General features: G+C 71.1%; 19 protein-coding genes. 11 read left to right on the plus strand and 8 right to left on the minus strand.

Annotated elements, in window-relative coordinates:
* Nucleotides 1-158 precede the first annotated feature (158 nt).
* The gene (locus FOF48_RS01715; protein ID WP_143898067.1) at nt 159-1970 is read right to left on the minus strand and encodes an ABC transporter ATP-binding protein; all 1812 of its coding nucleotides are present in this window, start codon (nt 1968-1970) and stop codon (nt 159-161) included.
* Nucleotides 1967-3778 carry an ABC transporter ATP-binding protein gene (locus FOF48_RS01720; RefSeq protein ID WP_143898069.1) on the minus strand — a complete coding sequence of 604 codons (1812 nt, stop codon included), beginning with the start codon at nt 3776-3778 and terminating at the stop codon, nt 1967-1969. Before FOF48_RS01720 ends, FOF48_RS01715 begins: the two co-directional genes overlap by 4 nt.
* Nucleotides 3779-3943: 165 nt before the next feature.
* On the opposite strand from FOF48_RS01720, the gene FOF48_RS01725 reads away from it, so the two are divergent.
* Both FOF48_RS01725 and FOF48_RS01730 read left to right on the plus strand, forming a co-directional pair.
* Nucleotides 3944-4978, plus strand: a complete 1035-nt coding sequence (locus FOF48_RS01725) for an aldo/keto reductase (RefSeq protein WP_143898072.1) — start codon at nt 3944-3946, stop codon at nt 4976-4978.
* Between the two features lie 92 nt (nt 4979-5070).
* Entirely contained in the window at nt 5071-7518 is a 2448-nt protein-coding gene (locus FOF48_RS01730; protein WP_255441809.1) for an arylsulfatase, read from the plus strand.
* A gap of 69 nt (nt 7519-7587) precedes the next feature.
* Here FOF48_RS01730 and FOF48_RS01735 read toward each other — a convergent pair whose 3' ends face one another.
* The gene (locus FOF48_RS01735; protein ID WP_143898074.1) at nt 7588-9375 is read right to left on the minus strand and encodes a M4 family metallopeptidase; all 1788 of its coding nucleotides are present in this window, start codon (nt 9373-9375) and stop codon (nt 7588-7590) included.
* 344 nt (nt 9376-9719) lie between these two features.
* Between FOF48_RS01735 and rpsD the strand changes: the two genes are divergently transcribed.
* Nucleotides 9720-10352, plus strand: coding sequence for a 30S ribosomal protein S4 (rpsD, locus tag FOF48_RS01740; RefSeq protein WP_143898081.1), 633 nt, complete (start codon nt 9720-9722; stop codon nt 10350-10352).
* Between the two features lie 113 nt (nt 10353-10465).
* Nucleotides 10466-12664: an FUSC family protein gene (locus FOF48_RS01745; RefSeq protein ID WP_143898082.1), complete on the plus strand. Its 2199-nt coding sequence runs from the start codon at nt 10466-10468 to the stop codon at nt 12662-12664.
* Nucleotides 12665-12862: 198 nt separating this feature from the next.
* On the opposite strand, the gene FOF48_RS01750 is transcribed toward FOF48_RS01745, so the two are convergent.
* Nucleotides 12863-14458 (minus strand): HEAT repeat domain-containing protein, encoded by a 1596-nt coding sequence (locus FOF48_RS01750; protein ID WP_143898083.1) that lies wholly within the window; start codon nt 14456-14458, stop codon nt 12863-12865.
* Nucleotides 14459-14561: 103 nt separating this feature from the next.
* Between FOF48_RS01750 and FOF48_RS01755 the strand changes: the two genes are divergently transcribed.
* From FOF48_RS01755 to rsmB, 4 genes are read left to right on the plus strand one after another with little or no spacing between them, the layout of a single operon-like run.
* A complete protein-coding gene (locus FOF48_RS01755) occupies nt 14562-15152 on the plus strand; it encodes a signal protein (protein WP_143898084.1) in 591 nt (196 codons plus the stop codon).
* A 48-nt stretch (nt 15153-15200) separates the two neighbouring features.
* The gene (fmt, locus tag FOF48_RS01760; RefSeq protein WP_143898085.1) at nt 15201-16136 is read left to right on the plus strand and encodes a methionyl-tRNA formyltransferase; all 936 of its coding nucleotides are present in this window, start codon (nt 15201-15203) and stop codon (nt 16134-16136) included.
* A gap of 49 nt (nt 16137-16185) precedes the next feature.
* A complete protein-coding gene (locus FOF48_RS01765) occupies nt 16186-17136 on the plus strand; it encodes a type II 3-dehydroquinate dehydratase (protein WP_186001725.1) in 951 nt (316 codons plus the stop codon).
* Nucleotides 17133-18449, plus strand: coding sequence for a 16S rRNA (cytosine(967)-C(5))-methyltransferase RsmB (gene rsmB, locus FOF48_RS01770; RefSeq protein WP_143898087.1), 1317 nt, complete (start codon nt 17133-17135; stop codon nt 18447-18449). The genes FOF48_RS01765 and rsmB overlap by 4 nt, the downstream gene beginning before the upstream one ends.
* Nucleotides 18450-18477: 28 nt before the next feature.
* On the opposite strand, the gene FOF48_RS01775 is transcribed toward rsmB, so the two are convergent.
* Together FOF48_RS01775 and FOF48_RS01780 are read right to left on the minus strand one after the other, a co-directional pair.
* The gene (locus tag FOF48_RS01775; RefSeq protein WP_143898089.1) at nt 18478-19377 is read right to left on the minus strand and encodes a LysR family transcriptional regulator; all 900 of its coding nucleotides are present in this window, start codon (nt 19375-19377) and stop codon (nt 18478-18480) included.
* Between the two features lie 107 nt (nt 19378-19484).
* Nucleotides 19485-19796 carry a hypothetical protein gene (locus FOF48_RS01780; RefSeq protein WP_143898091.1) on the minus strand — a complete coding sequence of 104 codons (312 nt, stop codon included), beginning with the start codon at nt 19794-19796 and terminating at the stop codon, nt 19485-19487.
* Between the two features lie 72 nt (nt 19797-19868).
* On the opposite strand from FOF48_RS01780, the gene FOF48_RS01785 reads away from it, so the two are divergent.
* Nucleotides 19869-20978, plus strand: a complete 1110-nt coding sequence (locus FOF48_RS01785; RefSeq protein WP_143898093.1) for an MJ1255/VC2487 family glycosyltransferase — start codon at nt 19869-19871, stop codon at nt 20976-20978.
* 27 nt (nt 20979-21005) lie between these two features.
* On the opposite strand, the gene FOF48_RS01790 is transcribed toward FOF48_RS01785, so the two are convergent.
* Both FOF48_RS01790 and FOF48_RS01795 read right to left on the minus strand, forming a co-directional pair.
* Complete coding sequence (locus FOF48_RS01790; protein WP_143898095.1) at nt 21006-22046, minus strand: SDR family oxidoreductase; 1041 nt, start codon at nt 22044-22046, stop codon at nt 21006-21008.
* A 49-nt stretch (nt 22047-22095) separates the two neighbouring features.
* Nucleotides 22096-22602, minus strand: a complete 507-nt coding sequence (locus tag FOF48_RS01795) for a peroxiredoxin (RefSeq protein ID WP_143898097.1) — start codon at nt 22600-22602, stop codon at nt 22096-22098.
* Nucleotides 22603-22768: 166 nt separating this feature from the next.
* On the opposite strand from FOF48_RS01795, the gene FOF48_RS01800 reads away from it, so the two are divergent.
* Both FOF48_RS01800 and FOF48_RS01805 read left to right on the plus strand, forming a co-directional pair.
* Nucleotides 22769-23902: an aminotransferase class I/II-fold pyridoxal phosphate-dependent enzyme gene (locus tag FOF48_RS01800; protein ID WP_143899080.1), complete on the plus strand. Its 1134-nt coding sequence runs from the start codon at nt 22769-22771 to the stop codon at nt 23900-23902.
* A gap of 161 nt (nt 23903-24063) precedes the next feature.
* The gene (locus tag FOF48_RS01805) at nt 24064-24948 is read left to right on the plus strand and encodes a hypothetical protein (protein ID WP_143898099.1); all 885 of its coding nucleotides are present in this window, start codon (nt 24064-24066) and stop codon (nt 24946-24948) included.
* Nucleotide 24949: the final 1 nt, after the last annotated feature.

Here is a 24949-nt window from a genome sequence, read left to right on the forward strand (position 1 = left end):
AATGAATGCTGGAGATGGCGACCGCCGCCGCGAAGCGCGGGCCGCCGGGGCCGCACCCTCGCCCGCTGGGTAACGGGGGAAGAGGGGCCGTGCAAGCCAGATGCGCCGCGGCGTGAGGGCGGCCCCGGCGCGGCGCCGTGGAGCCCTCTCGCGAGCGGTCAGCCCAGGGCCTTGACCGTCTCCGGCGTGTCACGGAACTGCTGGTGGTACAGCTCCGCGTAGAGGCCGCCCTTCGCCAGCAGCTCGTCGTGGTTGCCGCGCTCGACGACGGCGCCATGCTCCAGCACCAGGATGAGGTCCGCGTGGCGGATGGTGTTGAGCCGGTGCGCGATGACGATGCTCGTCCGGCCTGAGAGCAGCTTCCCGAGCGCGAGCTGGATGAGCCCCTCCGTGCGCGTGTCGACGTTCGCCGTCGCCTCGTCGAGGATGAGCACCCGGGGATCGGCGATGACCGCGCGCGCGAACGCCAGCAGCTGCCGCTGGCCCTGGCTGAGCGTGGCGCCGCCCTCGCCCAGCACGGTGTCGTAGCCCTGCGGCAGCCGGGTGATGAAGTCGTGCGCGTGCACCGCCTTCGCCGCGGCCTCCACGTCCTCGCGGGTGGCCCCCTGCTTGCCGTACGCGATGTTGTCCGCCACCTTGCCGCTGAAGAGGAAGGGCTCCTGGAGCACCATGGCCATCCGCTGGCGCAGGCTGCCGCGCGTCACCCGCCGCACGTCCTCTCCGTCGATGCGCACCGCGCCCGCCGTCACGTCGTAGAAGCGCGGGACGAGGCTCGCCACCGTCGTCTTGCCCGCGCCCGTGCGCCCCACCAGCGCCAGCGTCTGGCCGGGCTCCAGGTGGAAGGACACGTCGCGCAGCACCGGCCGCTCCAGGTCGTAGCCGAAGGACACCGCGTCGAACACCACCTCGCCCCTCGGCGGCCCCAGCGTCACGGCGCCCTCGGCGTCCGGCGGCTCCGGCGCCTCGTCGAGGATGCCGTAGATGCGCTCCGCCCCCGCCAGCGCGGACTGCGCCAGCGTGGCCACCGACGCGGCCAGCTGCACCGGCCGGAAGAACTGCTGCACGTAGATGAGGAACGCCGCCAGCCCTCCCACGGTGAGCCGCCCGTCCAGCGCCAGCACCCCGCCGTAGCCGATGACCAGCGCCGTGGACAGCGTGGAGAGCAGGTCGATGGCCGGCGAGAACGCGGAGGTGATGCCCACCGCCGCCACGTTCGCGTCGCGGTTGGCCGCGTTGCGGTCGCGGAAGCGCTCGATGTTCTTCTCCGTGCGGTTGAACGCCTGCGCCTGCCGCACGCCGCCAATCTCCTCCTGGAGGTTCGCCGTCACGTCGCCCACCGTCTGGCGCGTCTTGCGGTAGGCGTTGCGCGCCCGCGCCGCGAAGAACCACGTCGTGAACACGATGGCGGGGATGAGGGAGAAGCACGCCAGCGCCAGGCGCGCGTTGAGCGCCAGCATCGCGATGAGCACGCCCACCAGGCCCAGCACCGACCCCAGCAGCTGCGTCATGCCCTGCGCGAAGAGCTGGTTGAGCGTGTCCACGTCGCTGAGCAGCCGGCTCATCAGGTCGCCCAGGGGCCGGCGGTCGAACCAGGCCAGCGGCAGGCGCTGGAGCCGCTCGAAGAGGCGCAGGCGCAGGTCCGACAGCACGCGCTGCCCGGTGTGGCCCACGCGCCGCGTCTGCGCCCGCTGCGACAGCGCGCCCACGGCGTAGACCGCCAGCAGCGCCGTCAACGTCCGCAGCAGCCCCCAGCCGTCGCCCGCGCCGATGTCGCGGTCGATGGCCCGGCTCACCAGATAGGGCCCCACCGCCTGACAGGCCGCGCCCACCAGGATGAAGGCCATGGCGGCCGCGAGCGTGCGCGCGTACGGACGCATCTCGCCCATGAGCCGCCGGAACACCTTCCCGCGCCGCAGCGCGCGGCCGGTCTCCAGCTCCGCCAGCGCCTCGATGCTGCCCGGCCGCCTCATGTCGTCCCCTGCTGGCGCGCGGGCAGGAGCTGCGACCCGAGGATGTCGTTGTACAGCTCGCTGGTGGCCATCAGCTCCTCATGCCGCCCCTTCGCGGCGATGCGGCCCTCGTCCAGCACCAGGATGAGGTCCGCGTCCCGGACGGTGCTGATGCGCTGGGCGATGACCAGCGCCGTCCTGCGCTTGTCCCGCATCAGCGCGTCCAGGGCCCCCTGGATGGCGGTCTCCGTGCGGGCATCCACCGCCGAGGTGCTGTCGTCCAGGATGAGCAGACGCGGATCCGTGAGCAGCGCCCGCGCGATGGCCAGCCGCTGCCGCTGTCCACCGGACAGCCCCACGCCCCGCTCGCCCACCACCGTGTCGTAGCCCTGGGGCAGCTCCTGGATGAACTCCGCCGCCTGGGCCGCCAGGGCCGCCTCCTCCACCTGCGCCTGCGTGGCGTCCGGACGGCCGTAGGCGATGTTGTCGCGCACCGTGCCGGAGAACAGCAGCGCGTCCTGCAACACCACGCCCATCTGCGAGCGGAGGCTCGAGAGCGTCACGTCCCGCACGTCGTGGCCGTCCAGCAGCACCGCGCCCCCGGTGACGTCGTAGAAGCGGGGCAGCAGGTTGATGAGCGTGCTCTTGCCGGAGCCGGTGGTGCCCAGCAGCGCCACCAACTGCCCGGGCTCCAGCGTCACGCTCACGCCGCGCAGGATCTCCCGGTCGCTGCCCGCGTAGCGGAAGCGCACGTCGCGCAGCTCGATGCGGCCCTGGAGCGGCGGCAGCGGCACGGCGCCCGGGCGGTCCGTCACCTCCACCGCCGTGTCCAGCAATTCGAAGACGCGCAGCGCGGAGGCGCTCGCCCGCGACAGGCTGGCCGCGATGAAGCCCAGGGTCATCAGCGGCATCAACAGGAAGGCCAGGTAGCTGTTGAAGGCCACCAGCTCCCCCAGCGTGAGCCGCTGGTGGAAGATGCGCCAGCCGCCCACGCCCACCACCATCAGCGTCCCCAGGTTGGCGAAGAAGGTGACGAAGGGGAAGTTGCTGGACAGCACGTCCACCAGCCGCAGGTTCTTCTCCTGCAGCTCCGCGTTCGTCCTGCCGTAGCGCTCCTGCTCCCGCGCCTCGCCGGAGAAGGCCCGCACCACCCGCAGCCCGCGCAGGTCCTCCTGGAGCGTGGTGTTGAGCGTGCCCAGCAGCGCCTGGAGCTGGCCGAACAGCGGGCGCATCTTCATCACGAACGCGCGCAGCACCACGAGGATGGGCAGCACGGCCGCGAGCGCCGCCAGCGCCAGCACCGGATCCAGGTACACCAGCAGCCCCGAGCAGCCCACGAGCATCGCCGCCGCCGCCGCGAACTGCACCACGCCGCTGCCCACGAAGGTGCGCACCGCCTCCACGTCGCTGGTCAGCCGCGTCAAGAGCTGCCCGGTCTGCGCCTGGTCGTAGTAGCTGAAGGAGAGCCGCTGGATGCGCGCGAAGAGCGCGTCGCGCAGGTCGAACGCCACGCCCTGCGACGCGCGCTCCGCGAGATAGCCCTGGAGGAAGTTGAACAGGCCCCGCCCCAGCGCGATGGCGATGAGCCCTCCCACCGCCAGCCACACCGGCCCCTGCTCGCCCCGCGCGAGCCCCTGGTCGATGGCGATGCGGATCATCTGCGGCGCGCCCAGGTTCGCCACCGACACCAGCAGCAGCGACAGCAGCGCCCCGATGGCGTCCAGCCGGTAGCGGCGCAGGTAACCCAGGGCGCGGAGGATGGCGGCGAAGGCCCCTGCTCCAGGAGCCCCTGAAGCCGGGCGGCCGGATGCTGGCGCGGACGTACTCACGTGGCGGAAAAACCCCCGCCTCCCTGGCCGGGAAGGCGCGCGCATGATGGGCGTCCCCTCGCGCCGCTTCAAGCACGACGCGCGGTGCGCGAAGACGGTTGCGCGCCGCGCCACGGGTCGTTACCTGGGCCGCCATTCTTTCCGGTTCGTCACGAGGTGAACGTCATGGAATACCGACAGCTCGGTGGTTCTGGTTTCAAGGTCCCCGTCCTCAGCCTGGGCACGGGCACGTTTGGCGGCGCGGGGGACTTCTTCAAGGGCTTTGGCTCCAGCGACGTGAAGGAGGCCACGCGGCTCGTGGACATCGCGCTGGAGGCGGGCGTGAACATGTTCGACTCCGCGGACGTGTACTCCGGCGGGCTCGCGGAGGAGATCCTCGGCAAGGCGCTGGAGGGCCGGCGGGGCCAGGCCCTCATCTCCACCAAGGCCACGTTCCGCGCGGGCCCGGGCCCCAATGACGTGGGCTCCTCGCGCTTCCACCTCACCCGCGCGGTGGAGGTCGCCCTGCGCCGGCTGAAGACGGACTACATCGACCTGTTCCAGCTCCACGGCTTCGACGCGACGACGCCCGTGGAGGAGACGCTCAACACGCTGGATGACCTCGTGCGCGCGGGGAAGATCCGCTACATCGGCTGCTCCAACTTCTCCGGCTGGCACCTGATGAAGTCGCTGGCGGTGTCGGAGCGCTACAACCTGGCGCGCTACGTGGCGCACCAGGCGTACTACTCGCTCGTCGGCCGCGACTATGAGTGGGAGCTGATGCCGCTCGCGCAGGACCAGAAGGTGGGCGCGGTGGTGTGGAGCCCGCTGGGCTGGGGCCGGCTCACCGGCAAGCTGCGCCGGGGCGCGGCGCGTCCGGAGACGAGCCGCCTGAACAACCCCGCCACCGCGAGCGGCGGCCCGCAGGTGCCGGAGGAGCACCTGTTCCGGGTGGTGGACGCGCTCGACGCGGTGGCCAAGGAGACGGGCAAGACGGTGCCGCAGGTGGCGCTCAACTGGGTGCTCCAGCGGCCCACCGTGGCCAACGTCATCATCGGCGCGCGCAATGAAGAGCAGCTGCGCCAGAACCTGGGCGCCCTCGGCTGGAACCTCACGCCCGCGCAGGTGGCCACGCTGGACGCCGCCAGCACCGTGCCCTGGCCGTACCCGTACTTCCACCAGCGGCAGTTCGCCGAGCGCAATCCCTTCCCCGTGACCTGAGCCGGCGCGGGCGTCGCGCGGCGGGAGGAAGCGGACGGGGCCTGGGGCCGCCCGGCTCCGTCCAGAGGGCAGATTCACTGTCCTCAAGGACGATGCACCTCTTGCTGACGAAGCCGTTTCCGGTGGGCCCGTGGGTCGCGGGCCCGCCGGGCGGTGCTTCGCTTCGCGTGGAGGCGCGCTCGCTCATGTCCCTCAAGGAATACAAGCCCGGCAGTTCCTTCCCTGGCGTCATCGGCCGCACCTGGGAGCAGTCGTCTCCCGCGTGGCCCTCGCCCCTGCGCTCGAAACCCGGCTCGCCCAACGTCCTCTTCATCATCCTGGACGACACGGGCTTCGGGCACCTGGGCTGCTATGGCTCGCCCATCCGCACGCCGAACCTGGACCGGCTGGCGAAGCGCGGCTTGCTCTACAACAACATGCACACCACCGCGCTGTGCTCGCCCACGCGCTCGTGCATCCTCACCGGCCGCAACCACCACTCCAACGGGATGGGCACCATCACCGAGACGTCGCTGGGCTACCCCGGCTACAACGGCACCATCCCGTTCGAGAACGGCTTCCTCTCCGAGATGCTGATGGAGGCGGGCTACAACACGTATGCCCTGGGCAAGTGGCACCTGACCCCCGCGGAGCAGACGAGCGCCGCCGGACCGTACTCGCGCTGGCCGCTGGGGCGCGGCTTCGAGCGCTTCTACGGCTTCCTGGGCGGAGACACCCACCAGTACTACCCGGACCTCGTCCACGACAACCACACCGTCCGCCCGCCCGCGACGCCGGAGGAGGGCTACCACCTCACCCCGGACCTGGTGGACCGCGCCATCGACTGCATCGCGGACACCAAGCAGGTCGCGCCCGACAAGCCCTTCTTCCTCTACTTCGCCACCGGCGCCATGCACGCCCCCCACCACGTCCCCCAGGAGTGGGCGGACCGCTACGCGGGCCAGTTCGACGACGGCTGGGACGCCTACCGGCAGCGCGTGTTCCAGAAGCAGCTGGAGCTGGGGGTCCTCCCCAAGGGCACGAAGCTGTCCCGGCATGATCCGGACGTGGCGCAGTGGGATTCACTGCCCGCGGAGGAGAAGCGCCTCTACGCGCGGATGATGGAGGTGTTCGCGGGCTTCCTGGAGCACACGGACCACCACATCGGCCGGCTCCTGAAGTTCCTGGAGGAGTCAGGGGAGCTGGACAACACGCTCATCATGGTGCTGTCCGACAATGGGGCCAGCGCCGAGGGCGGGCCGCACGGCTCGGTGAACGAGCTGAAGTTCTTCAACAACACGCCGGAGTCGCTGGAGCAGAACCTGGCGGCGATGGAGGACCTGGGCGGTCCGAAGCACTTCAACCACTACCCGTGGGGCTGGGCCTGGGCGGGCGACACGCCGTTCCGCCGCTGGAAGCGGGAGACGTACCGCGGCGGCACCACGGATCCGTTCCTCGTCCACTGGCCCAAGGGCATCCGGGCGAAGGGCGAGGTGCGCACGCAGTACGCGCACGCCATCGACCTGGTGCCCACGGTGCTGGACTGCCTGGGCCTGGAGGCGCCGGGGGAGATTCGCGGCGTCACCCAGTCCCCCATCGAAGGCGTCAGCTTCCGGCACACCTTCAACGACGCGAAGGCGAAGAGCCGTCACCGCACGCAGTACTTCGAGATGTTCAGCTCGCGCGCCATCTACCACGACGGCTGGCGCGCGGTGTGCCCGTTCCCGGGCCCGTCCTTCACGGAGGCCGGCGAGGCGTTCGGCGAGTCGATGCTCGACGAGGACCGGCTGCGCGAGCTGGATGCGCACGGCTGGGAGCTGTACCACGTGGCCGAGGACGCCGCGGAGACCCGGAACGTGGCGGAGGAGCACCGGGGCAAGCTCATCGAGATGATCGCCCTCTGGTACACGGAGGCCGGGCGCTACCAGGTGCTGCCGCTCGCGTCGCCGACCCGCGAGGTGTTCGCGCTGGAGCGCCCGCAGCTGACAAAGGACCGCAAGCGCTACGTGTACCGCCCGCACACGTCGCCCGCGCCGGAGAACGTGGCGGTGCACGTGCTCAACCGGCCCCACGCCATCATCGCCGACGCGGAGGTGGACGCCGGGACGGAGGGCGTGCTGCTCAGCCACGGCGGCCTCACCGGGGGCTACACGCTCTTCATCCAGGACCGGAAGCTGCACTACGTCTACAACTTCGTCGGCGAACAGGAGTTCCACATCGAGTCCGCGGTGGACGTGCCGGAGGGGCGCTCGGAGCTGAAGTTCGAGTTCGAGCCCACCGGCAAGCCCGACCTGGCGGTGGGGCGGGGCACTCCCGGGCGCGGCCGGCTCTACATCAACGGAGAGCTGGTGGCCCAGAGCACCATCGACGCGACCATGCCGCTCGCCATCAGCCTGGGGGAGGGGCTCACGTGCGGCCGGGATGAGAGCTCGGCCGTGAGCCAGCTCTACACCGCGCCCTTCGAGTTCACCGGCACGCTGCACCAGGTGACGGTGGACGTCTCCGGGGAGCACGTGCGCGACGCCCAGGCGGAGCAGCGGTCGGCCCTGGCGAAGCAGTAGCGGAAGCGCGACGGGCCCGGACGGGAGAGGGGGGCGCTCCCGTCCGGACCTTGAATCATGGGACGGCGGCTACTTCACGCCGACGGCGGTCCAGGCGTCCGCGACCTTCTTCACCTCGGTGGAGTCCTTGCCGTACAGGTCCGTGGCGGCCTTGAGGGTGGCGGCGCGGGCCTGGGAGAAGTTGGTCTGCGGCGTCATGTACGTGGTGAGCGCGCGGCCGAAGATCTTCAGGCTCTTCTCCATGCCGATGCCGCCCTTCACTTCCAGGCCGGACGTCTTGTTCTTGCCGCCCTCGGTGAGCAGGTAGAAGGCGTTGTTGGCGATGCCGCTGGAGCCGTGCACCTCCGTCTGCTTCGGGTAGTTCTTGTAGTTGTCGATGGAGTACCCGTCCGACGTCGGGTCGTTCATGTAGCGGAGGGCGTCCGTGTTGTCGCCGTTGTTGGGCGTCCACGCGTCCTCGCCCACGGACCAGTCGAACTTCACGGCCTTGTTCTTCTGGCTCGCGTACCACTCCACGCCCGTGCCCATGATGTCGCTGAAGGACTCGTTGAGGCCGCCGGACTCGCCCTCGTACTCCAGGCCCGCGGTGCGCTCGGTGAGGCCGTGGCTGATTTCATGGCCGGCGATGTCCAGCGTGGTGAGCGGGCCGGAGTCCTTCCCGTCGCCGTCGCCGTACTGCATCTTCTCGCCGTCCCAGAACGCGTTCACCAGGTTCTTGTCGGTGTGCACGTAGGAGATGAGCTTCTCCCCCTTGCCGTCGATGGAGTCGCGGCCGAGGATCTCCTTGTAGAAGTCGTACGTCATCTCCGCGCCGTAGTGCGCGTCCACCGCGGCGGCGGCGCGAGCCGGGTCGGTCTTCTCACCCCAGACGTCGTTCTTGTCGGTGAAGCCCGTGGTGCCCGACGCGTTCTCCTGGTTCTTCGCGTCGTACGTCACGATGCCCTTGCCGCGCGTCTTGTCCTCCAGCGAGTACGTGCCGTCCTTGTTCTTCGTGGTCTGGAGGTCGACCTTGCCGCTGTACATCGTCTGGTCGTCCGCCACGCGGCCCGTGCCCGGCTTGGGGGCCGGCGTGGGGGTGGGCGTCTTCGGAGGCGTGCCCGTCGTGCCACCCGGGCGCTTGGCCTCCGCGCGGTCGAAGTGGCTGATGGTGTTGTACTGCTTGATGGACTCGCCCGTGTTCGCGTCGATGAAGTAGTTCATCGAGCGCGGGTCCTTGCCGTTGGACACCGACGTGTCCGTCAGCGTCACGTGGAAGGCGGCGCGGTACTGGCCATCCTTGCCCTTGACGATGACCTTCTCCGCGGTGGGCGCGCGCGTGGTGTCGCCGGCGAAGTCCTTCTGCGCCACCGACAGCGCGTCCTTCGCGGAGAGCTTCGTGGGCGCCTTGCCCAGGCCCACCGGGATGTTGGACACGTCGCCCGTCAGGCTGTCGAACTGGCCCTTCGCGTCCAGGTGGCCAATGACCTGCTCACCCGCGACCTTCACGCCCTCGTGCATGCGGTCCATGCGCACGTGCGTCATGCCCAGCTGATCCCGCTCCACCGAGCGCGGCGAGAACGACGCGCCGCCCGTGATGCCCGTCAGCTGCGGGTTCTTCTGGTTCACGTACGACACGGTCTTCTGCACGGCCTCCTGCGCCTGCGGGCTCGTCAGGTCCACCGGGCCCGGCGTCAGCTTCGCGCCCACGCCGTTCAGCGCCACCGTCGCCTTCGCCTTGGCGGGCGCCCCGGTGCTGAAGCTGGACTGCGAGCTCATGCCCACCGGCCCCTTGTTCTTCGCGACGGTGTTCGTCGCCGGGGTGTCGGTGCGGTTCTGGGTGGCGACAACGGGCTTCGAGAGGTCGGTGCGCAGGGCCATGGGGTGGTCTCAGGGGGAAGGTGACGCGGACAATTTGATTCTCGTGTCAGCCGCCCGGATGTTGCGTGTGGGTGGCTGCGTACACGGTCATGAGAGGGCTTAAACTCATGAATTCACGGTTGAAGTGTTCGTCCCACATCCACCGCACGGCAACATTCCGACCGGTAGGGAGGCCGGAGCGCGGGTTCTATTTCCGTTCATTTTCGGCCTGATCCGCTCCGTGCGTCCACCCACACCCCGTGTCTGGACGCTTGACCGCCTGCCGCCGTTGCGGGTATTGAAATTGATAGTGATTATCAACTTCAACTTGGCTCGAGCCAACAGGAAGTCCGGAGGAGCACGCCGTGGCACGTGAACTGGGACCGCGAGGGAAGCTGTGTCGGCGGTTGGGGATTCCGCTTTCGCGCATCAGCGCGAAGGACCCCGACAAGGATCCGGTGCTGCGCCGGCCGTATCCGCCGGGCCAGCACGGGGCGACGGCGCGGGTCTCGGTGAGCGACTTCGCGCAGCGGCTGCGGGAGAAGCAGAAGCTGAAGCTGTACTACGGGCTGCTGGAGAAGCAGTGCCGCAGCGCCTTCCTGGAGGCGCGCCGGTCCCCGGGCAACACCGGCAAGGTGTTGATGCAGCTGTTGGAGAGCCGGCTGGACGCGATGGTGCTGCGCGCGGGGCTGGCCACGAGCATCCGTCAGGCGCGGCAGTTCGTGCGCCACGGGTACTTCCAGGTGGACGGCCGCCGCGCGGACATCCCCAGCCTCCGGCTCAAGCCCGGCAACGAGGTGCGCTTCCACTCCTCGCACCTGAAGCTCCCGGTGGTGCAGGAGGCCTTCAGCCGGATGAAGGGCCGCCAGGTGCCGGCGTACGTGCAGGTACTGGGCGAGGGAGAGGGCATGCGCTACGTGCGCCTGCCCGAGCGCGAGGAGATCCCCGTGGACGTGAACGAGCCCTTCATCGTCGAGTACTACGCCCAGCGGAGCTGACGCTCCGGCCCTCCGTCGCCCGTCCGCCGAGCCTGATGGCGGGCAGGGGCGGTGTCCGGCGCTCGCGCGCCCCATCTTCTTCCCGAGGGCGTTCTTGGCGGGAAGGAGTGGGGATGCGCGGGGTGCCAGGCGAGACGGGGGCCGAAGGGTGGGTGGCGCCCCGAGGGAGGCTTGCCCGGGGGCACCTGCCGCGCCACGTGGCCGGGCTCTTCCGCTTCCAGCCGGGCCAGCCGGCGGTGGCCGCGGGGCTGCGCACGGGCCTGGCGCTGGGGATTCCGCTGCTCGTGTCGGCGCTGCTGAAGATGCCGCAGGCGTCGTGGGCGGGCATGGCGGGGCTCTTCGTCGCGCTGGTGGACAAGGGCGGGCCGTACCGCACGCGCGCGCGGGCCATGGGCGCGATGACGGTGCTGGGCGCGATCGTGGGGTTCGTCGTCGCGCTGCCCAGCCCCCTCTGGGTGGACGTGGCGCTGACGCTCTTCTGGGTGACGGCGTGCGGCTTCGCGCGCAGCTACGGTGAGGTGCCGGGCATCGTGGGGATGCTGCTGGCCAACCTGTTCGTGGTGTCGCTGGCGCTGCCGTCCCACGGGCTGAAAGGGGTGCTGCTGCAGGCGGCGTACTTCGTCGCGGGCGGCCTGTGGTCCATGTTCCTGGCGCTGGTGCTGTGGCCGTTGCGGCCCTACCGCCCGGCGCGGCTGGCCATCGCGGCCTGCTACGAGGAGCTGGCGGAGGTCGCGGACGCGGTGGCGGGCTGGCCCATGGAGGGCCCTTCCCGGGTGGGCTCCTGGGCGGCGGTGCAGCGGGCCGCGAGCATGCGGCAGGCGCTGGAGACGGCGCGCGCCACGCTGGGCGCCACGCGCCAGGGGCGGCAGGAGGAGAGCGGCCGGGGAGAGCACCTGCTGGTGCTGCTGGAGGACGCGGACGCGCTGTCGCTGCTGCTCACGGCGATGTCGGAGTCGCTGGATGAAGCCCCTCGCCAGGGGGCCTGCCGGAAGGTCCGGCTCGAGGCCCAGCATGCGTTGGGGGCGCTGGCGGTGGACCTGCGGGGCGTGGTGGGGGCGCTGGTGCGGGGCTCGGTGCCGGCGCCGACGTCGTGGGACGCGGAGCGGGTGACGCGGATGATCCAGTCGGAGGGGGGCCTCCCGGAGCCGGCGCGCTCGCAGTACTCGCACGGCGCGGGCCTGCTGGGGCGGCTGCGGGAGTACAGCGCCGTGGCGCTGGACGTGGCTTCGCGGCTGGAGAGCGGCGAGCCCCTGCCCGAGCGCGACACGAAGCCCTTCGCCCCGGAAGAGGCGCGGCCGCGTTCGTGGTGGGAGGTGCTGCGGGACCACCTGACGCCGGAGTCCGTGGTCTTCCGGCACGCGCTGCGGCTGGGGCTCACCGCGACGGTGGCGACGGCGGTCGCGGAGGGGCTGGGGCTCAACCACTGGTACTGGGTGACCATCACCGTGATTGTCGTGTTGCAGCCGTACGCGGGGCTGACGACGGAGAAGGGGCTGCAGCGCGTGGCGGGGACGTTGGTGGGCAGCGTGCTGGCCATGGGGCTGGTGCACGTGTTGCCCGCGCGGTGGATGGTGCTGACGGCCATCGTGGTGCTCATCTGCGTGTCGGTGAGCGTGCGGCCCCTCAACTTCACCGTCTTCCAGGTGCTGCTGGCGCCCGCGCTGGTGCTGCTCGCGGAGATCCAGACCGGGGACTGGACGCTCGCGGGGGTGCGCATCCTCAACACGCTGCTGGGGGGCGGCCTGGCGCTGCTGGGCATCCGGCTGCTCTGGCCCAGCCCGGAGCATGCGCGCTTCCCGGAGGAGGTGGCCAGCGTGCTGGAGGCGGACCGGGACTACCTGCGGGAGGTGGCCCGGACGCCGGTGCCCTCGGAGCCGGCGCTGCGCGAGGCCCGGCGCAAGGTGGGCGTGGCGCTCCTGGCCGCGGAGGCGTCGTTCCAGCGGCTGCTCAGCGAGTGGAAGGGGCCGGCGAAGGAGCTGGAGCCCGGGATGGCGCTCATCACCTTCGCGCGGCGCTTCACGGCGGCGGTGACGGCGCTGGCGGCGAGCCGTGTCTGGCACCCGGGGCCGGACCTGGGGCCGGTGTCGCGCTATGCGTCGGATGCGCTGGCGGAGCTGTCCGCGGCGCTCGTGTCGCGCCGCGTGCCCTCACGCCTCAGGCACGAGGCGCCCGCGGTGGAGGGCGCGGACGCGCTGGCGCGCACGCAGGTGACGCGGCTGGTGCGCCAGCTGGGCGTGCTCCACCACGCGGTGGAGCGCATGCCGCCCGCGCTGCGGGCCTCGGGGGATGGGGCGGGGCCCGCTCCCACGTGACCCGCGAAGGGCGCGGCCTGGAGGTAAGGAGGAAGCGCATGGCTCCCGCCCCCTGGCGCGGGGCCTTCCGCCGCGGGAGCGCGGGGCTCGGGAGCGGGCGGGGCGCCGGATGCGGGCCCTTCGCGACGCGGCATCCGGCGTGTCTTCCGCGTGACCCGGGATGCGACGGGCTCTCGCGGAAGACGCGCCGGGGGCCGGTCAGGCCCGCTCCAGCTTGACCAGCAGCCGGCGCAGGTCCTCGTTCACGCGCACGAAGTTGGAGTTGCCCTTCTCATCCTCCAACTGCTTCCTCAGCGCGGGCAGGGCCGCCTCGCGGAGCTTCTTCGCCGCGCCGGGCGCGTCCGTCAGCCAGTCCACGGACTGGATGACCGTGGCGCGGACCTCCGTGTCGCGCTCGGTGAGCCGCGCCGCCAGCGCCGGGCCCTGCTCCGCGCTCCCCGCGCGCCCCACCTCCAGCGCCGCGCGCTGCAACAGCACCGCGTCCGCCTTGGGGATCCGCTGCGACCAGCAGCCCGCGTTGCCCGTACACGCCTGGACCGCCTCCAGCACGGCCCCATAGCCCAGCAGCTGGTCCGCGCGCTTCTTGCCCAGCGCCGCGGGATCCTCGCAACCCTCCTCGCCCGTCGCGTTGCAGTCCGCCGCGGTGCGCGCGGGCTCCGCGGCGGCCAGCTTCGCGAGCACCGGCTGCTCGCGCGCATCTCCAATCAGCGCGATGCCCTTCACCGCCACCTCGCGCGCGTACCAGTCCCCGCTGCCCGCCGCCTTCTCCAGCGCGGGAATCGCGTCCCGGCTGCCCACCAGCGTCAGCGCCCGCACGTACGCGTCGCGCACCGTGGGGTCCGGCTCCGCGACGAGCGCCGTGAGCGGCTTCACCGCCTCCGGGGCCCGCATGCGCCCGAGCGCGTCCGCCGCCTGCATCCGCACCAGCGCCTGGATCTGCGGATCCGAATGGGTGAACGACAGCTGCTTCACCAGCGACGGCACCGCGCGCTTCTCCCGCAGGTCACCCAGCACCTGCGCGGCCTTCATCGGGTAGCTGGCGGGGTTGACGCCCTGGGCCTTCGCCCACAAGAGCAGCTCCGCGTCCTTGCCATCCAGCACCGGCAGCAGCGCCTCCGCGGCGGGCGCGCCCAGCTGGTACAGCGCGAAGCTGCTCTCCACGTAGAAGGACACGCCCCGGCGCTCCTTCGTCAGCGTGCGCATCAGCGCGGGGACCGCGCGCGGGTCGCCAATCTGGCCCAGCGCCTCGATGGCCTTCTTGTTGAGGAAGGGCTCCGCGGCCTCGTCCGTCGCCAGCTGGATGAGCGAATCCACCGCGGGCGTCGCCTTCAGCGCGCCCAGCACCTGGATGGCCTCGATGCGCGTGTAGTTGTCCTTGCTGCGCAGGAGCGGCACCAGCGACGGCACCGCGCGCGCATCCCCGATGCGCCCCAGCGCCCCCACCACCGCCTTGTTCACCTGCTGCGCGGGCACGTCCGCCGCCCCCGGGTCCAACGCCGCGGTCAGCGGCTCCAGCGAGGTCGGGTGATGCAGGTCGCCCAGCGCCCGGGCCACCGCCGCCTTCACCTCCGGCTTGCGCTCCGAGGACAGGCGCGCGTGCAGGAAGGGCAGGAACTGCTCGTTGACGTTGCCCGACGTGCGCATGGACTCAATCACTCGCACCCGGTCGTCCGGCCGCCGCGCCCCCTCCAGGCTGGACTGCCAGTACTCCGGCGTCTTGGGGTCCTCCTTCTTGCAGCCTCCAAGTGCGAGGCAGGACACCGCCAGGGACAGGGCGACGAGTGAGCGGGACATGGGGCTCCTTTGCGTCCGAGAGTCTGGGCTTCCGTTGGGTGTAGACCTCTCCTGACGAAGGACGCAAACCTCCACCACCTCCTGGGGTACGCTGGTCAACGACATGGCCCATGCCGAAGACAGTCGTAACGCGTCGCGTCCGGCCCTTGCGCGCCGGACGTACCTGCTCGACCGCGAATTCCAGCTCAAATACATCCTTCTGCTCACCGGCATGGGCGCCGGGAGCATGCTGTTGTTCGGCGTGCTCGCGCAGCAGGTGAACCGCATGGCGGCCGAAGGCGGGCTGTCCGGCGAGGAGTCGCTCTGGTGGCTCACCGGCGTCGCCACCGTGGGCCTGGGCATCGCGCTGGGGTTGTTCGGGCTGCTCTTCACGCACCGTGTGGCGGGCCCCGTCCATGTGATGAGCCTCTACGTCGCGGCGCTCGCGGCGGGCCGCTATCCGCGCCTGCGTCCGCTGCGGCGCAAGGACGAGCTGCGCGCCTTCTTCGCGCGCTTCAGCGAGGCGGTGGACCGGATCCGCCAGCGCGAGGCGGACGAAGCGCTGGCGCTGGAGAAGGCCCTGGCGGCGCTCAAGGACGTGGCCACCACGCCCGAGGCGCGCGAGGCCCTGTCCACGCTGGAGGCGCTGCGCACGCGCAAGCGGCAGGCGGTGGACACCTCCGCGCCGCCCGCCGCCTTCAAGTCCGTGGCGTGAGCCCGGACGCAACCTCTTCCCCCCTTTCTTTCAAGAGATTCCCCTCACATGAGCCGACCCCGCATCGTCTTCATGGGCACGCCCGAGTTCGCCGTGTCCTCGCTCGAGGCCTGCTTCGACGTGGGTGACGTCGTGGCGGTCGTCACCCAGCCGGACAAGCCCAAGGGCCGTGGCAACGCCGTCACCGCGCCGCCCGTGAAGGAGCGCGCGCTGGAGAAGGGCATCCCCGTGCTCCAGCCGCAGAAGCTGCGCACGCCGCCCTTCTCCGAGGAGCTGCGCCAGTACGCCCCCGACGTCTGCGTGGTGACGGCCTACGGGAAGATCCTCCCCAGGGACCTGCTGTCCCTGCCGGCGAAGGGCTGCGTCAACGTGCACGCGTCGCTCTTGCCGCGCTTCCGGGGCGCCGCGCCCATCCAGTGGGCCATCGCGCACGGCGACAGCGAGACGGGCGTGTCCCTGATGGTGATGGACGAGGGCCTGGACACGGGGCCCGTGCTGGCGATGAAGCGGCTGCCCATCGCCGCGGATGAGACGAGCGCCACGCTGCACGCGAAGCTGTCCGCGCTGGGCGGAGACCTCCTGCGGGAGTCCCTGCCGCGCTATCTCAACGGGGAGCTGACGCCCCAGCCCCAGCCCTCCGAGGGCATGGTGCTGGCGCCCATCATCGACAAGGAGAACGCGAAGCTGGACTTCACGAAGCCGGCGGTGGAGCTGGACCGACGGCTGCGCGCCTTCACCCCGTGGCCCGGCGCGTACACGCTGCTGTCGGGCAAGGTCTTCAAGGTGCACCGGATGCGGCCCGCCGCGGGAAAAGGCGAGCCCGGCACGGTGTTGTCCGCGGGGCCGGAGGGCATCGAGGTCGCGTGCGGCGAGGGCTCGCTCGTCTTCCTGGAGGTCCAGCCAGAGGGCAAGCGGGTGATGCGCGCGGGCGACTTCTTGTCCGGCAACAAATTGCAGCCGGGCAGTCAGCCGTTCACGTCGTGAGCGCGCCCCGGTGCGCCATGTGGAATCCTTGCCGCAGGGAGTCTCACGGATGGGCATGAAGCTGTTGGTGTTGCACGGGCCGAACCTCAACCTCCTGGGGGAGCGCGAGGACGTCGCGGGGGGCCGGCTGGCGGACCTGGACGCGGCGCTGCGCGCGAAGGCGAAGCAGCTGGGGCTGGAGCTGACCATCGTCCAGTCCAACCACGAAGGCGTCCTCATCGACACGCTGCACGCCGAGCGCAAGCGGGTGGAGGGCGTCCTCATCAACCCGGCGGGCCTCTTCACGTCCTACGCGTTGAAGGAGGCGCTGGAGGCGGTGGGCCTGCCCGCCATCGAGGTGCTGCTCAAGCCGCCCGCCCGCGAGTCCGTGGTGGCCGAGGCGTGCGCGATGCAGGTGCTGGGGCTGCACGGGTTCGACCCGTACATCCAGGCCCTGGAGACCTTCGCGAGCGGCATCTTCCACCCCGCCATCCCCGGGCCGCTGAAGACGCTGGGCCGCCGCAAGGGCAAGGGCGGTGGGGAGGAGGAGGAGCGCCCCAGGCCGAAGCTGGTGGGCCGCGTGCACCCGCTCAAGGGTGGGGCTCCGGCGCCAGTGGCCGCGCCCGCGCGCTCCCTGGCGCGCACGGCGGAGGCCGGAGGGCCGCTGAAGACGCTGGGCCGCAAGGCCGCGTCCTCCACCGAAGCGAAGCAGGAGGGCCGGGCGGGCAAGTCCCTGGGGCGCGCGGCGAAGGCGGGGGGCCTGCCCGCGTCGGACCTGCTCACGCGGGCGCTCGTGCGCCAGAAGATCGCGGACCGGCTGGCGGGGCGGCTCAGTGAAGCGGAGCTGGCCACCTGGGCCCGCGCGAAGTATCAGCAGGTCCAGCGTGGTGAGCCGGCGGAGAGCGGCCACCGCGAGCTGCTGGAGGACAGCCTCCAGAGCCTCACCTTGTCCCATCTTCCCGCGACCCGGATGTCGGACGAGCAACTGGTGGACCTGATGACCCGGCTGGAAGAAGGATGAACGCCCGTATCCTCGCCATCAACATCCTGTCGCGCGTGCGCGCCACGGATGCCTACCTCAACGTGGTGCTGGACACGGTGCTGTCGGAGACGCCGCCCAAGGACCCGCGCGACGCGGGGTTCGTCACCGAGCTGGCCTACGGCACCACCCGGCGGCAGCTCGCGCTGGACTACGCCATCACCCGCTTCGCGGACCGCAAGCTGGACGCCCTGGAGGACAAGGTGCTGGCGGCGCTGCGCGTCGGCGCGTACCAGCTCTTCCACACCCGAGTGCCCGCGCGGGCCGCCGTGGCGGAGACCGTCCAGGCCCTGAAGGACGTGGGCCTGGGGCGCGCGGCGGGCTTCACCAACGCCATCCTGCGCAAGCTGTCGGAGCTGCCCTCGCCGCCCCTGCCCGCGCGGACGGACGCGGTGGAGTACCTGTCCGTGCGCGAGAGCCACCCCCGCTGGCTGGTGGAGCGGTGGATCCGCCAGTTCGGCCGGGAGCGCGCCGAGGCGATGCTCGTGGCCAACAACCTGCCGCCCGCCGTCGTCGTGCGCGCCAACACCTCCAAGGTGACGCGCGACGCGCTGCTCGCCCAGCTCAAGGACGTGGGCGTGGACGCGCGCCCCACGGAGTCCTCGCCCGTGGGCATCATCCTGCCGTCCGTGGGCCGGGTGGAGGACGTGTACGGCTACGCGGAGGGGCTGTGGCAGGTGCAGGACGAGGCCGCGCAACTCGTGGGCGTCTACGGCGCCATCCCGGAGTCCGCGCGCGTGCTGGACGCGTGCGCCGCGCCGGGCGGCAAGGCCTGCCACCAGGCGGAGACGCACGACGTCGTCGCGGTGGACCTGCACGCCAACAAGCTGCGCAAGATTGAAGGGGAGGCCCAGCGGCTGGGGCTGTCCGGCCGGCTGAAGGCGTTCGCGCACGACGCCGCGGAGCCCTTCCCCGAGGCCTGGGGCGAGTTCCACGCGGTGGTGGTGGACGCGCCGTGCTCGGGGCTGGGCACGCTGCGCCGCCACCCGGAGCTGAGGTACCGGCGCAAGGAGGAGGACGTGGCGCGGCTGGCGGCGCTCCAGCGGCGCATCCTGGAGAACTGCCAGGAAGCGGTGCCGCCCGGCGGACTGCTCGTCTACGCCGTGTGCACGCCGGAGCCGCAGGAGGGCCAGGACCAGGTGGACATGTTCCTGAGGAGCCACCCGGAGTGGACGGCGGAGCCGCCCGTGCTGCCGGGGCTCAAGCTGCCGCTCGCCCAGGCGTGGCTGCGCACGCTGCCGGGGCCGGAGGGCTACGACGGCTTCTTCGCCGCCCGGCTGCGCAAGCTGTACTGAGCCCGCGCGCCCACCGCGGGAGGACGCCTCAGTCCTCCTGCGGAATCAGGGCGGCCTGCTTGAAGGCCTCCAGCACCGCGGCGGACGCGCGGTCCAGGTACTTGCCCTTGCGGATGAGCAGGCCGATGGGGCGCGACACGGGCCCCTCCGCGAAGGGCTTCGCCATCAGCGAGCCGCCCTTGATCTCCGCGTGGGCCGTGGCGAGCGGGAGGATGGCCACGCCCAGGCCCATCTCCACCGCGCGCTTGATGGTCTCCACGTTGTCCATCTCCATCACCGGCGTGATGTCGATGTTCTTCTCGCGGAACAGGCGGTCCAATGCCTTGCGCGTGGGGGCCTCCCGGTCGAAGGCGATGAAGGGCACGCCCGACAGCGCGGTGAGGCTCACCTTCGCCTTGGTGGCGAACGAGTGGTTGGGCGCGCACACCACCGCCAGCTTGTCGTCGCGGAACGGCAGGATGTCCACGCCCGCGCGCGGCTGCGGATAGGCCACGATGCCAATCTCCGCCGCGCCCAGGATGACGTCGTCGTACACCTGATCATTGCGCCGGTAGTTCAGGCGCATGTTGACCTTGGGGTGCGTCTTCAGGAGCTGCTTCTGCACCGCGTTCAGCTCGTGCAGGCCCACCGAATAGATGGTGGACACGGTGGTCGCGCCCTGGACCTCCGTCGCCTGCTCGCGGATCTCCTGCTCCACCTCCGCGAAGCGCGCCAGGATCTCCTTGCAGCCCCGGAACAGGCGCTCGCCCGCCGGCGTGGGCGTCACCTGCCGCGCGCTGCGCGAGAGCAGCTTCTGCTCATAGCGGTTCTCCAGCGCGCGGATCTGCTGGCTCACCGCCGACTGGGTCACGTGATTGAGCTGCGCCGCGCGCGAGAACGAGCCCGTCTCGACCACGTCACAGAACATCTTCAACGATTCGAGCTGCATAAGGCCGTCTCCTACCCTCAAACCTAATGGCCGGGCCAGTGGTAATTAGTAGCACTTCGTGGAGGCGCGGGTGACGGGTTGCGCGCCGCGGCGAAATCCTTGGGCTCTCAAACGCTGGCATCGTCATCGCCAGGAGGTGCGTCGTCGGGGGGAGGGCGGGGGCGGGTGAGGGCGAAGAGGGCGGCGCCCAGGGCGACGAGCGCACCGCCGGACAAGGTCTGGACGCGGCCCAGGTCGCGGTCGGTCTCCCGGTCGAGCTGGCACTCCTGGGGGGACAGGCCGGCGCAGTCCGCGGGGACGAAGACGGCCTTGGCGCCCAGGGCCAGCAAGGCCAGCCCCCCCAGCAGAAGGGCCGTCAGCAGGCCGAACAGCGCGGCGCGCAGGACGGAGGCACCCCGGGGCGAGGGCAGGGAGGTCATGGCCCCGAGGCGTAGCACCGACGCGGGCTGGAGGGGACAGGGGAGGGCGTCCCGGGCGTATGCTTCCGGACCATGCGAATCCTGTACGGGGTCGTCGGCGAAGGGATGGGGCACGCGACGCGCTCGCGCGTGCTGCTCGAGGCGCTGACGAAGGAGCACGAGGTCCACATCGTGGTGTCGGGGCGGGCGCAGAGCTACCTGGCCCAGCGCTTCCAGAACGTGCACGGCATCTGGGGGCTGACCATCGCCTACGAGGGGAACTCGGTGAAGAAATGGCAGACGGTGCTGCAGAACCTGCAGGGCGCCGTGAAGGGCTGGCCGCAGAACGTGCGCCAGTACTTCGACCTGGTGGAGGGCTTCCAGCCGGACGTGGTGGTGAGCGACTTCGAGACGTTCAGCTACCTGTTCGCGAAGAACCACCGGCTGCCCGTCATCAGCGTGGACAACATGCAGGTCATCAACCGCTGTCAGCATGACCCGGCGCTGCTCGCTGGCCACGAGGAGAGCTTCGAGGCCACGCGCGCCATCGTGAAGGCGAAGCTGCCCGGGGCCTTCCACTACCTGGCCACGACGTTCTTCTACCCGCCCGTGCGCAAGCGCCGCACCACGCTGGCGCCGTCCATCCTCCGGCCGGAAATCCTGGCGGCGAAGCCGGAGCGGGGCGAGCACCTGCTCGTGTACCAGACGGCGACCACGAACACGCACCTGCCCGAAATCCTCAAGCAGTCCGGCGTGCCGTGCCGCGTGTATGGCCTGCGGCGCGACCTGAAGGAAGACGTGGTGGAGGGCAACCTCACCTACCGGCCCTTCAGCGAGGCGGGCTTCATCGACGACCTGCGCACCGCGCGGGCCGTGGTGGCGGGCGGCGGCTACACGCTGATGAGCGAGGCCGTCTACCTGCACAAGCCGCTCCTGAGCATCCCGGTGGGGGGCCAGTTCGAGCAGGTCCTCAATGCCCTGTACCTGGAGAAGCTGGGGTACGGGATGTATGTGAAGGAATTGAGCCTGGACGCGCTGAAGACGTTCCTGTCGCGCGTGCCCGCCTGCGAGGAGGCCCTGAAGGGCTACGAGCAGGAGGGGAACACGAAGATGCTCGCCGCCCTCAACGACCAGCTGGGGCAGGCGTACGAGCACCGCGGCCACTGGCGCATGGAGCTGGCGGAGATGGACGGCAAGGCCTGAGCCTCGCCGGTCCCGGTGTCCCTGGGGTCAGTGCAGGGACACCTCGTTCTCGTTGTTGCGCTCCGCCGCGCGGCGGCTCAGCTCCGTCAACCAGGAGCGGGTGAGGGGCGTCTCGCTGTCGCTGCCCCGGTGGCGGTCCGGGTTGCTGTCCTGGGGCAGCAGGCGGTTGGCGGCGTCCAGCACGCGCGCGGTGAGGTTGGGCGCCAGGGCCCGGCCCACCGTGGCGAGCTTCGCGGGCAGGCCCACCAGGGCCTCCGCGTCCCCCCGGCGGCACGCTTCGATGATTCGTCGCGCCGCGCGCTCGGCGCTCATCGACACGCCCAGCATCGAATCGCTCACGTGGAACCACGCGTACTCCTTCTCGTGGTCCCCCTTGAAGGACGCGTTGCGCGGGCTCCCCGTGCGCATCAGGCCCGGGCACGCCGTCGTCACGAGGATGCCGTCCTGGGCCAGCTCCGTGCGCAGGCCCTCCGACAGGCCCACCAGCGCGAACTTGCTGGCGGAGTACGGCACCAGGTGCGGCACGCTCACCCTGCCTCCGACGGAGGCGATGTTGACGATGCGGCCCTCGCCGCGCGCCTTCATCGCTGGCGCCACCGCGAGCGTCGTGTACAGCGGGCCCCACAGGTGGACGTCCACCGCCTCCTCGAAGTCCTCCAACGTCATGGACTCCAGCGGGCCCACCATGATGACGCCCGCGTTGTTGACGAGCACGTCCACCGCGCCCCACCGCTCGTGGACCGCGCCCACCATCGCGTCCACCTGCACCTGGTCGCGCACGTCGCAGCGGAGGGCCAGCACCTCGCCCCCGCCGCGCTCCAGGTCCGCGCGGGCCCGCTGGAGCGACTCCGGGTCGCGGCCGCAGATGGCCACCCGCGCCCCCTCCTTCGAGAACAGGCGCGCCATCACCAGCCCCAGCCCCCGGGAGCCGCCGGTGATGATCACCGTCCGTCCTCGGAAGCTGAAGCGGGGGCGGAGCACGCGCGAGAGCCCCACGGCGGCGCCCACCCCCGCGGCCAGCGCGCCCAGGGAGAAGCCCTTTCGCTCGGTGTGACGTCGTTCGGCCATGGTGCGACTCCTGGAAGGGAGGAGGGTGGGGCTGCGGCGCGCGGGGCCGCTACGGGCTGGCCACGGACGAGTCCTCCTGCTCGCGGGACACCTCGCCGGAGAGCGCCGGAGGCTCCTGGCCCGGAAGGTCCTTGAGCAGCGCGCGGACGCGGCGCAGGGCGTCCTTGCCGCAGACGCGGTTCTTCAGCCGCCCATCCGGGCCGAAGAGGAGGAAGGCCGGGTGCTTGTCCACGCCGTACGCCTTGGCCATGGAGCCGTCGTCCATGGCGATGGGGTAGCGCAGGCCGTGCTCGCGGGCGAAGCCCTCCACCCGGTTGGTGTCCCGCAGCTCCGTGTCGGAGTGGGTGACGTCCACGCCAATGACCTTCAGGCCCCTGGGGCCGTACTCCACGACCCACTGGTTCACCGCTTCGAACTGCGCGGCGCAGTCCTCGCAGTCCATGGTCCAGAAGTGCAGCAGGACGGGCAGTCCATCGAGCTCCGAGACGTGGACGGGGGCGTTCACCCAGCCGCCATCCGGGTCCAGGAGGGTGAGCGGGATTTTCTTCGAGGCCATGCGGGCTCCCCTGGGAAGAGGTGGAAAGCGCTTCAACGGGACGCGACTCAAGCTATGCATGCGGCATCGGCTGCTCCCGGCGGCGGGCTCGTCCGCTCGCCTGTCCGGCAGGGCCCGGAGCCCCGCTCCGCCCCCGGGTGGGCAGGCGGGCGTCATGGAGGGCGTGATGCACATCCCCGACTTCGAGCTGGAGCGGTACTTCGCGCGCTGGGAGTTCGCCGCGCCCTACCTGCTGTGCGCCTCCGACGTGGAGGGCTGGCGCATGGCGGACCTGCTCGCGCTCGCGTCGCCGGAGGACCGCGCCCGCTGGGACGGCCTGACGCTCGGCTACACGGAGACCCCCGGCCTGCCCGCGCTGCGCGAGGCCATCGCCGGGATGTACCCGGGGCTGTCCGCCGACGACATCCTCACCTTCGCGGGCGCGCAGGAGGCGCTGTTCGTCGCGATGAACGTCCAGCTGGGCCCGGGCACGCACGCCGTCGTCACCTGGCCGGGCTACCAGTCGCTGTACGAAGTGGCGCGCGCCACCGGCGCGGACGTGACGCTGCTGCGCCTGCGCGAAGAGGACGGCTGGGCGCTGGACCTGGACGCGCTCACGGCGGCGCTGCGCCCCGACACGCGCATGGTCGTCGTGAACTTCCCCCACAACCCCACGGGCTCGCTGCCGGACCGCGCCACCTTCCAGCGGCTGTGCGCGCTCTGCGAGGCCCGCGGCATCTCCCTGTTCTCCGACGAGGTGTACCGCCTGCTGGAGTACGATCCGGGCCACACGCTGCCGCCCGCCGCGTCGTGCTTCGCGCGGGGCGTGAGCCTGGGCGTGATGTCCAAGGCGTTTGGCATGGCGGGGCTGCGCGTGGGCTGGCTCGCGACCCGGGACGCGGCGCTGCTCGCGCGCTGCCGCGCCTTCAAGGACTACACCTCGCTCTGCAACAGCGCCCCCAGCGAGCTCTTGTCCCTCATCGCCCTGCGCGCCCGCGAGCGCGTCCTCGCGCGCAGCCGCGACCTGCTCACCGCGAACCTGGCGCTGCTGGACGGCTTCTTCGCCCGCCACGCGGACACCTTCCACTGGGTGCGCCCGCGCGCCGGCAGTGTGGCCTTCCCGCGCCTGCTGCGAAACATCCCCGTGGCACGTTTCACTGAGTCACTGATTACCCGTGAGGGTGTGTTGTTGTTGCCGGGCGACGTGTATGCCTTTCCCGGCAACCACTTCCGCCTGGGCCTGGGCCGCGCCAACCTGCCGGAAGCACTGGGGCGGCTGGAGCGCTTCGTTCACGACGGCGCCCTGGACGCGTTGGGCTGACGCCGCCCGACGGCGCGTCGCGTCAGGTAATTCACTGACGGCCGGACTTCCGGCTTGTCGCGTTCATCTGAAACAACCTCTAGAGTGGTTGTCCCCTCGCTCGGCCTGGGGCCGCGCGGAAGCCCTCTCATCCCCCCCGAGAGGCCAGGAGACACACCCCGATGAAGACGCTGATTGGCGCGGCCGTCGCCGCCGCGACGCTGTTGGTGAGCACCGAGGCCGCCGCGACGAACTACACGCTGTGGATCCACGGCAAGAACGGCAACACGACGAAGGCGGGCAACTACGCCGACTTCAGCTACTGGGGACCTTCCACCACCGCGGCGGGCGTGAACAAGAAGGCGGTCAACTGGAACGGCACGCAGCGCGTGGGGACGGAGAACTACCGGATCCGCAACGCGCTGGACTGCTTCTGCACGGGCGCCAACTGGTGCTACGTCGCGGCGCACAGCGCGGGTGACCTGCAGATCGGCTACGCGCTGTCGCTGTACGGCGGGAGCGCGCGCCAGAAGAAGAACGCCACGCCCAACGCCAACGGCGAGTGCGGCAACACGGACGGCTCCACGCAGACGGGCTGGAACATCAAGTGGGTGGACGTGGCGTCCGGCGCGGGCGGCGGCAGCGAGCTGGCGGACTACGGCGAGTGGGCGGTGAGCGATCCGCTGGTGAGCGACCTGGTCACCACGACGGCGCGCGCCATGTTCAACCACAACACCACGCGCAACGTGTGGTTCTACATGTTCGCGGGCTCCAAGGGCACGCTGTACTCCGGCATCCTCCCGGGCCAGGACGACGAGGCGGTGGCCTACCACTCCACGGGCGGCGTGTCGGGCAGCGGCAACGGGTCCTACTGCAACCCGGGCGACTGGTTCTGCGGCGGCACGCTCAACACGGGCACGGCGGCGTGCAGCGACGGTCGGGCGAAGTGGAGCTTCCACTCCGTGTCCTTCCGCGACGACAGCGAGGGGTTCAATCACTACGCCAACGGCAACTGGGCCGGCATCGTCTCCAAGGTGCGCGAGGACGTCGTCAAGTACGCGTACTAGG

It is taken from the genome of Corallococcus sp. Z5C101001 (assembly GCF_007352635.1).
Taxonomy (GTDB): Bacteria; Myxococcota; Myxococcia; order Myxococcales; family Myxococcaceae; genus Corallococcus; species Corallococcus silvisoli.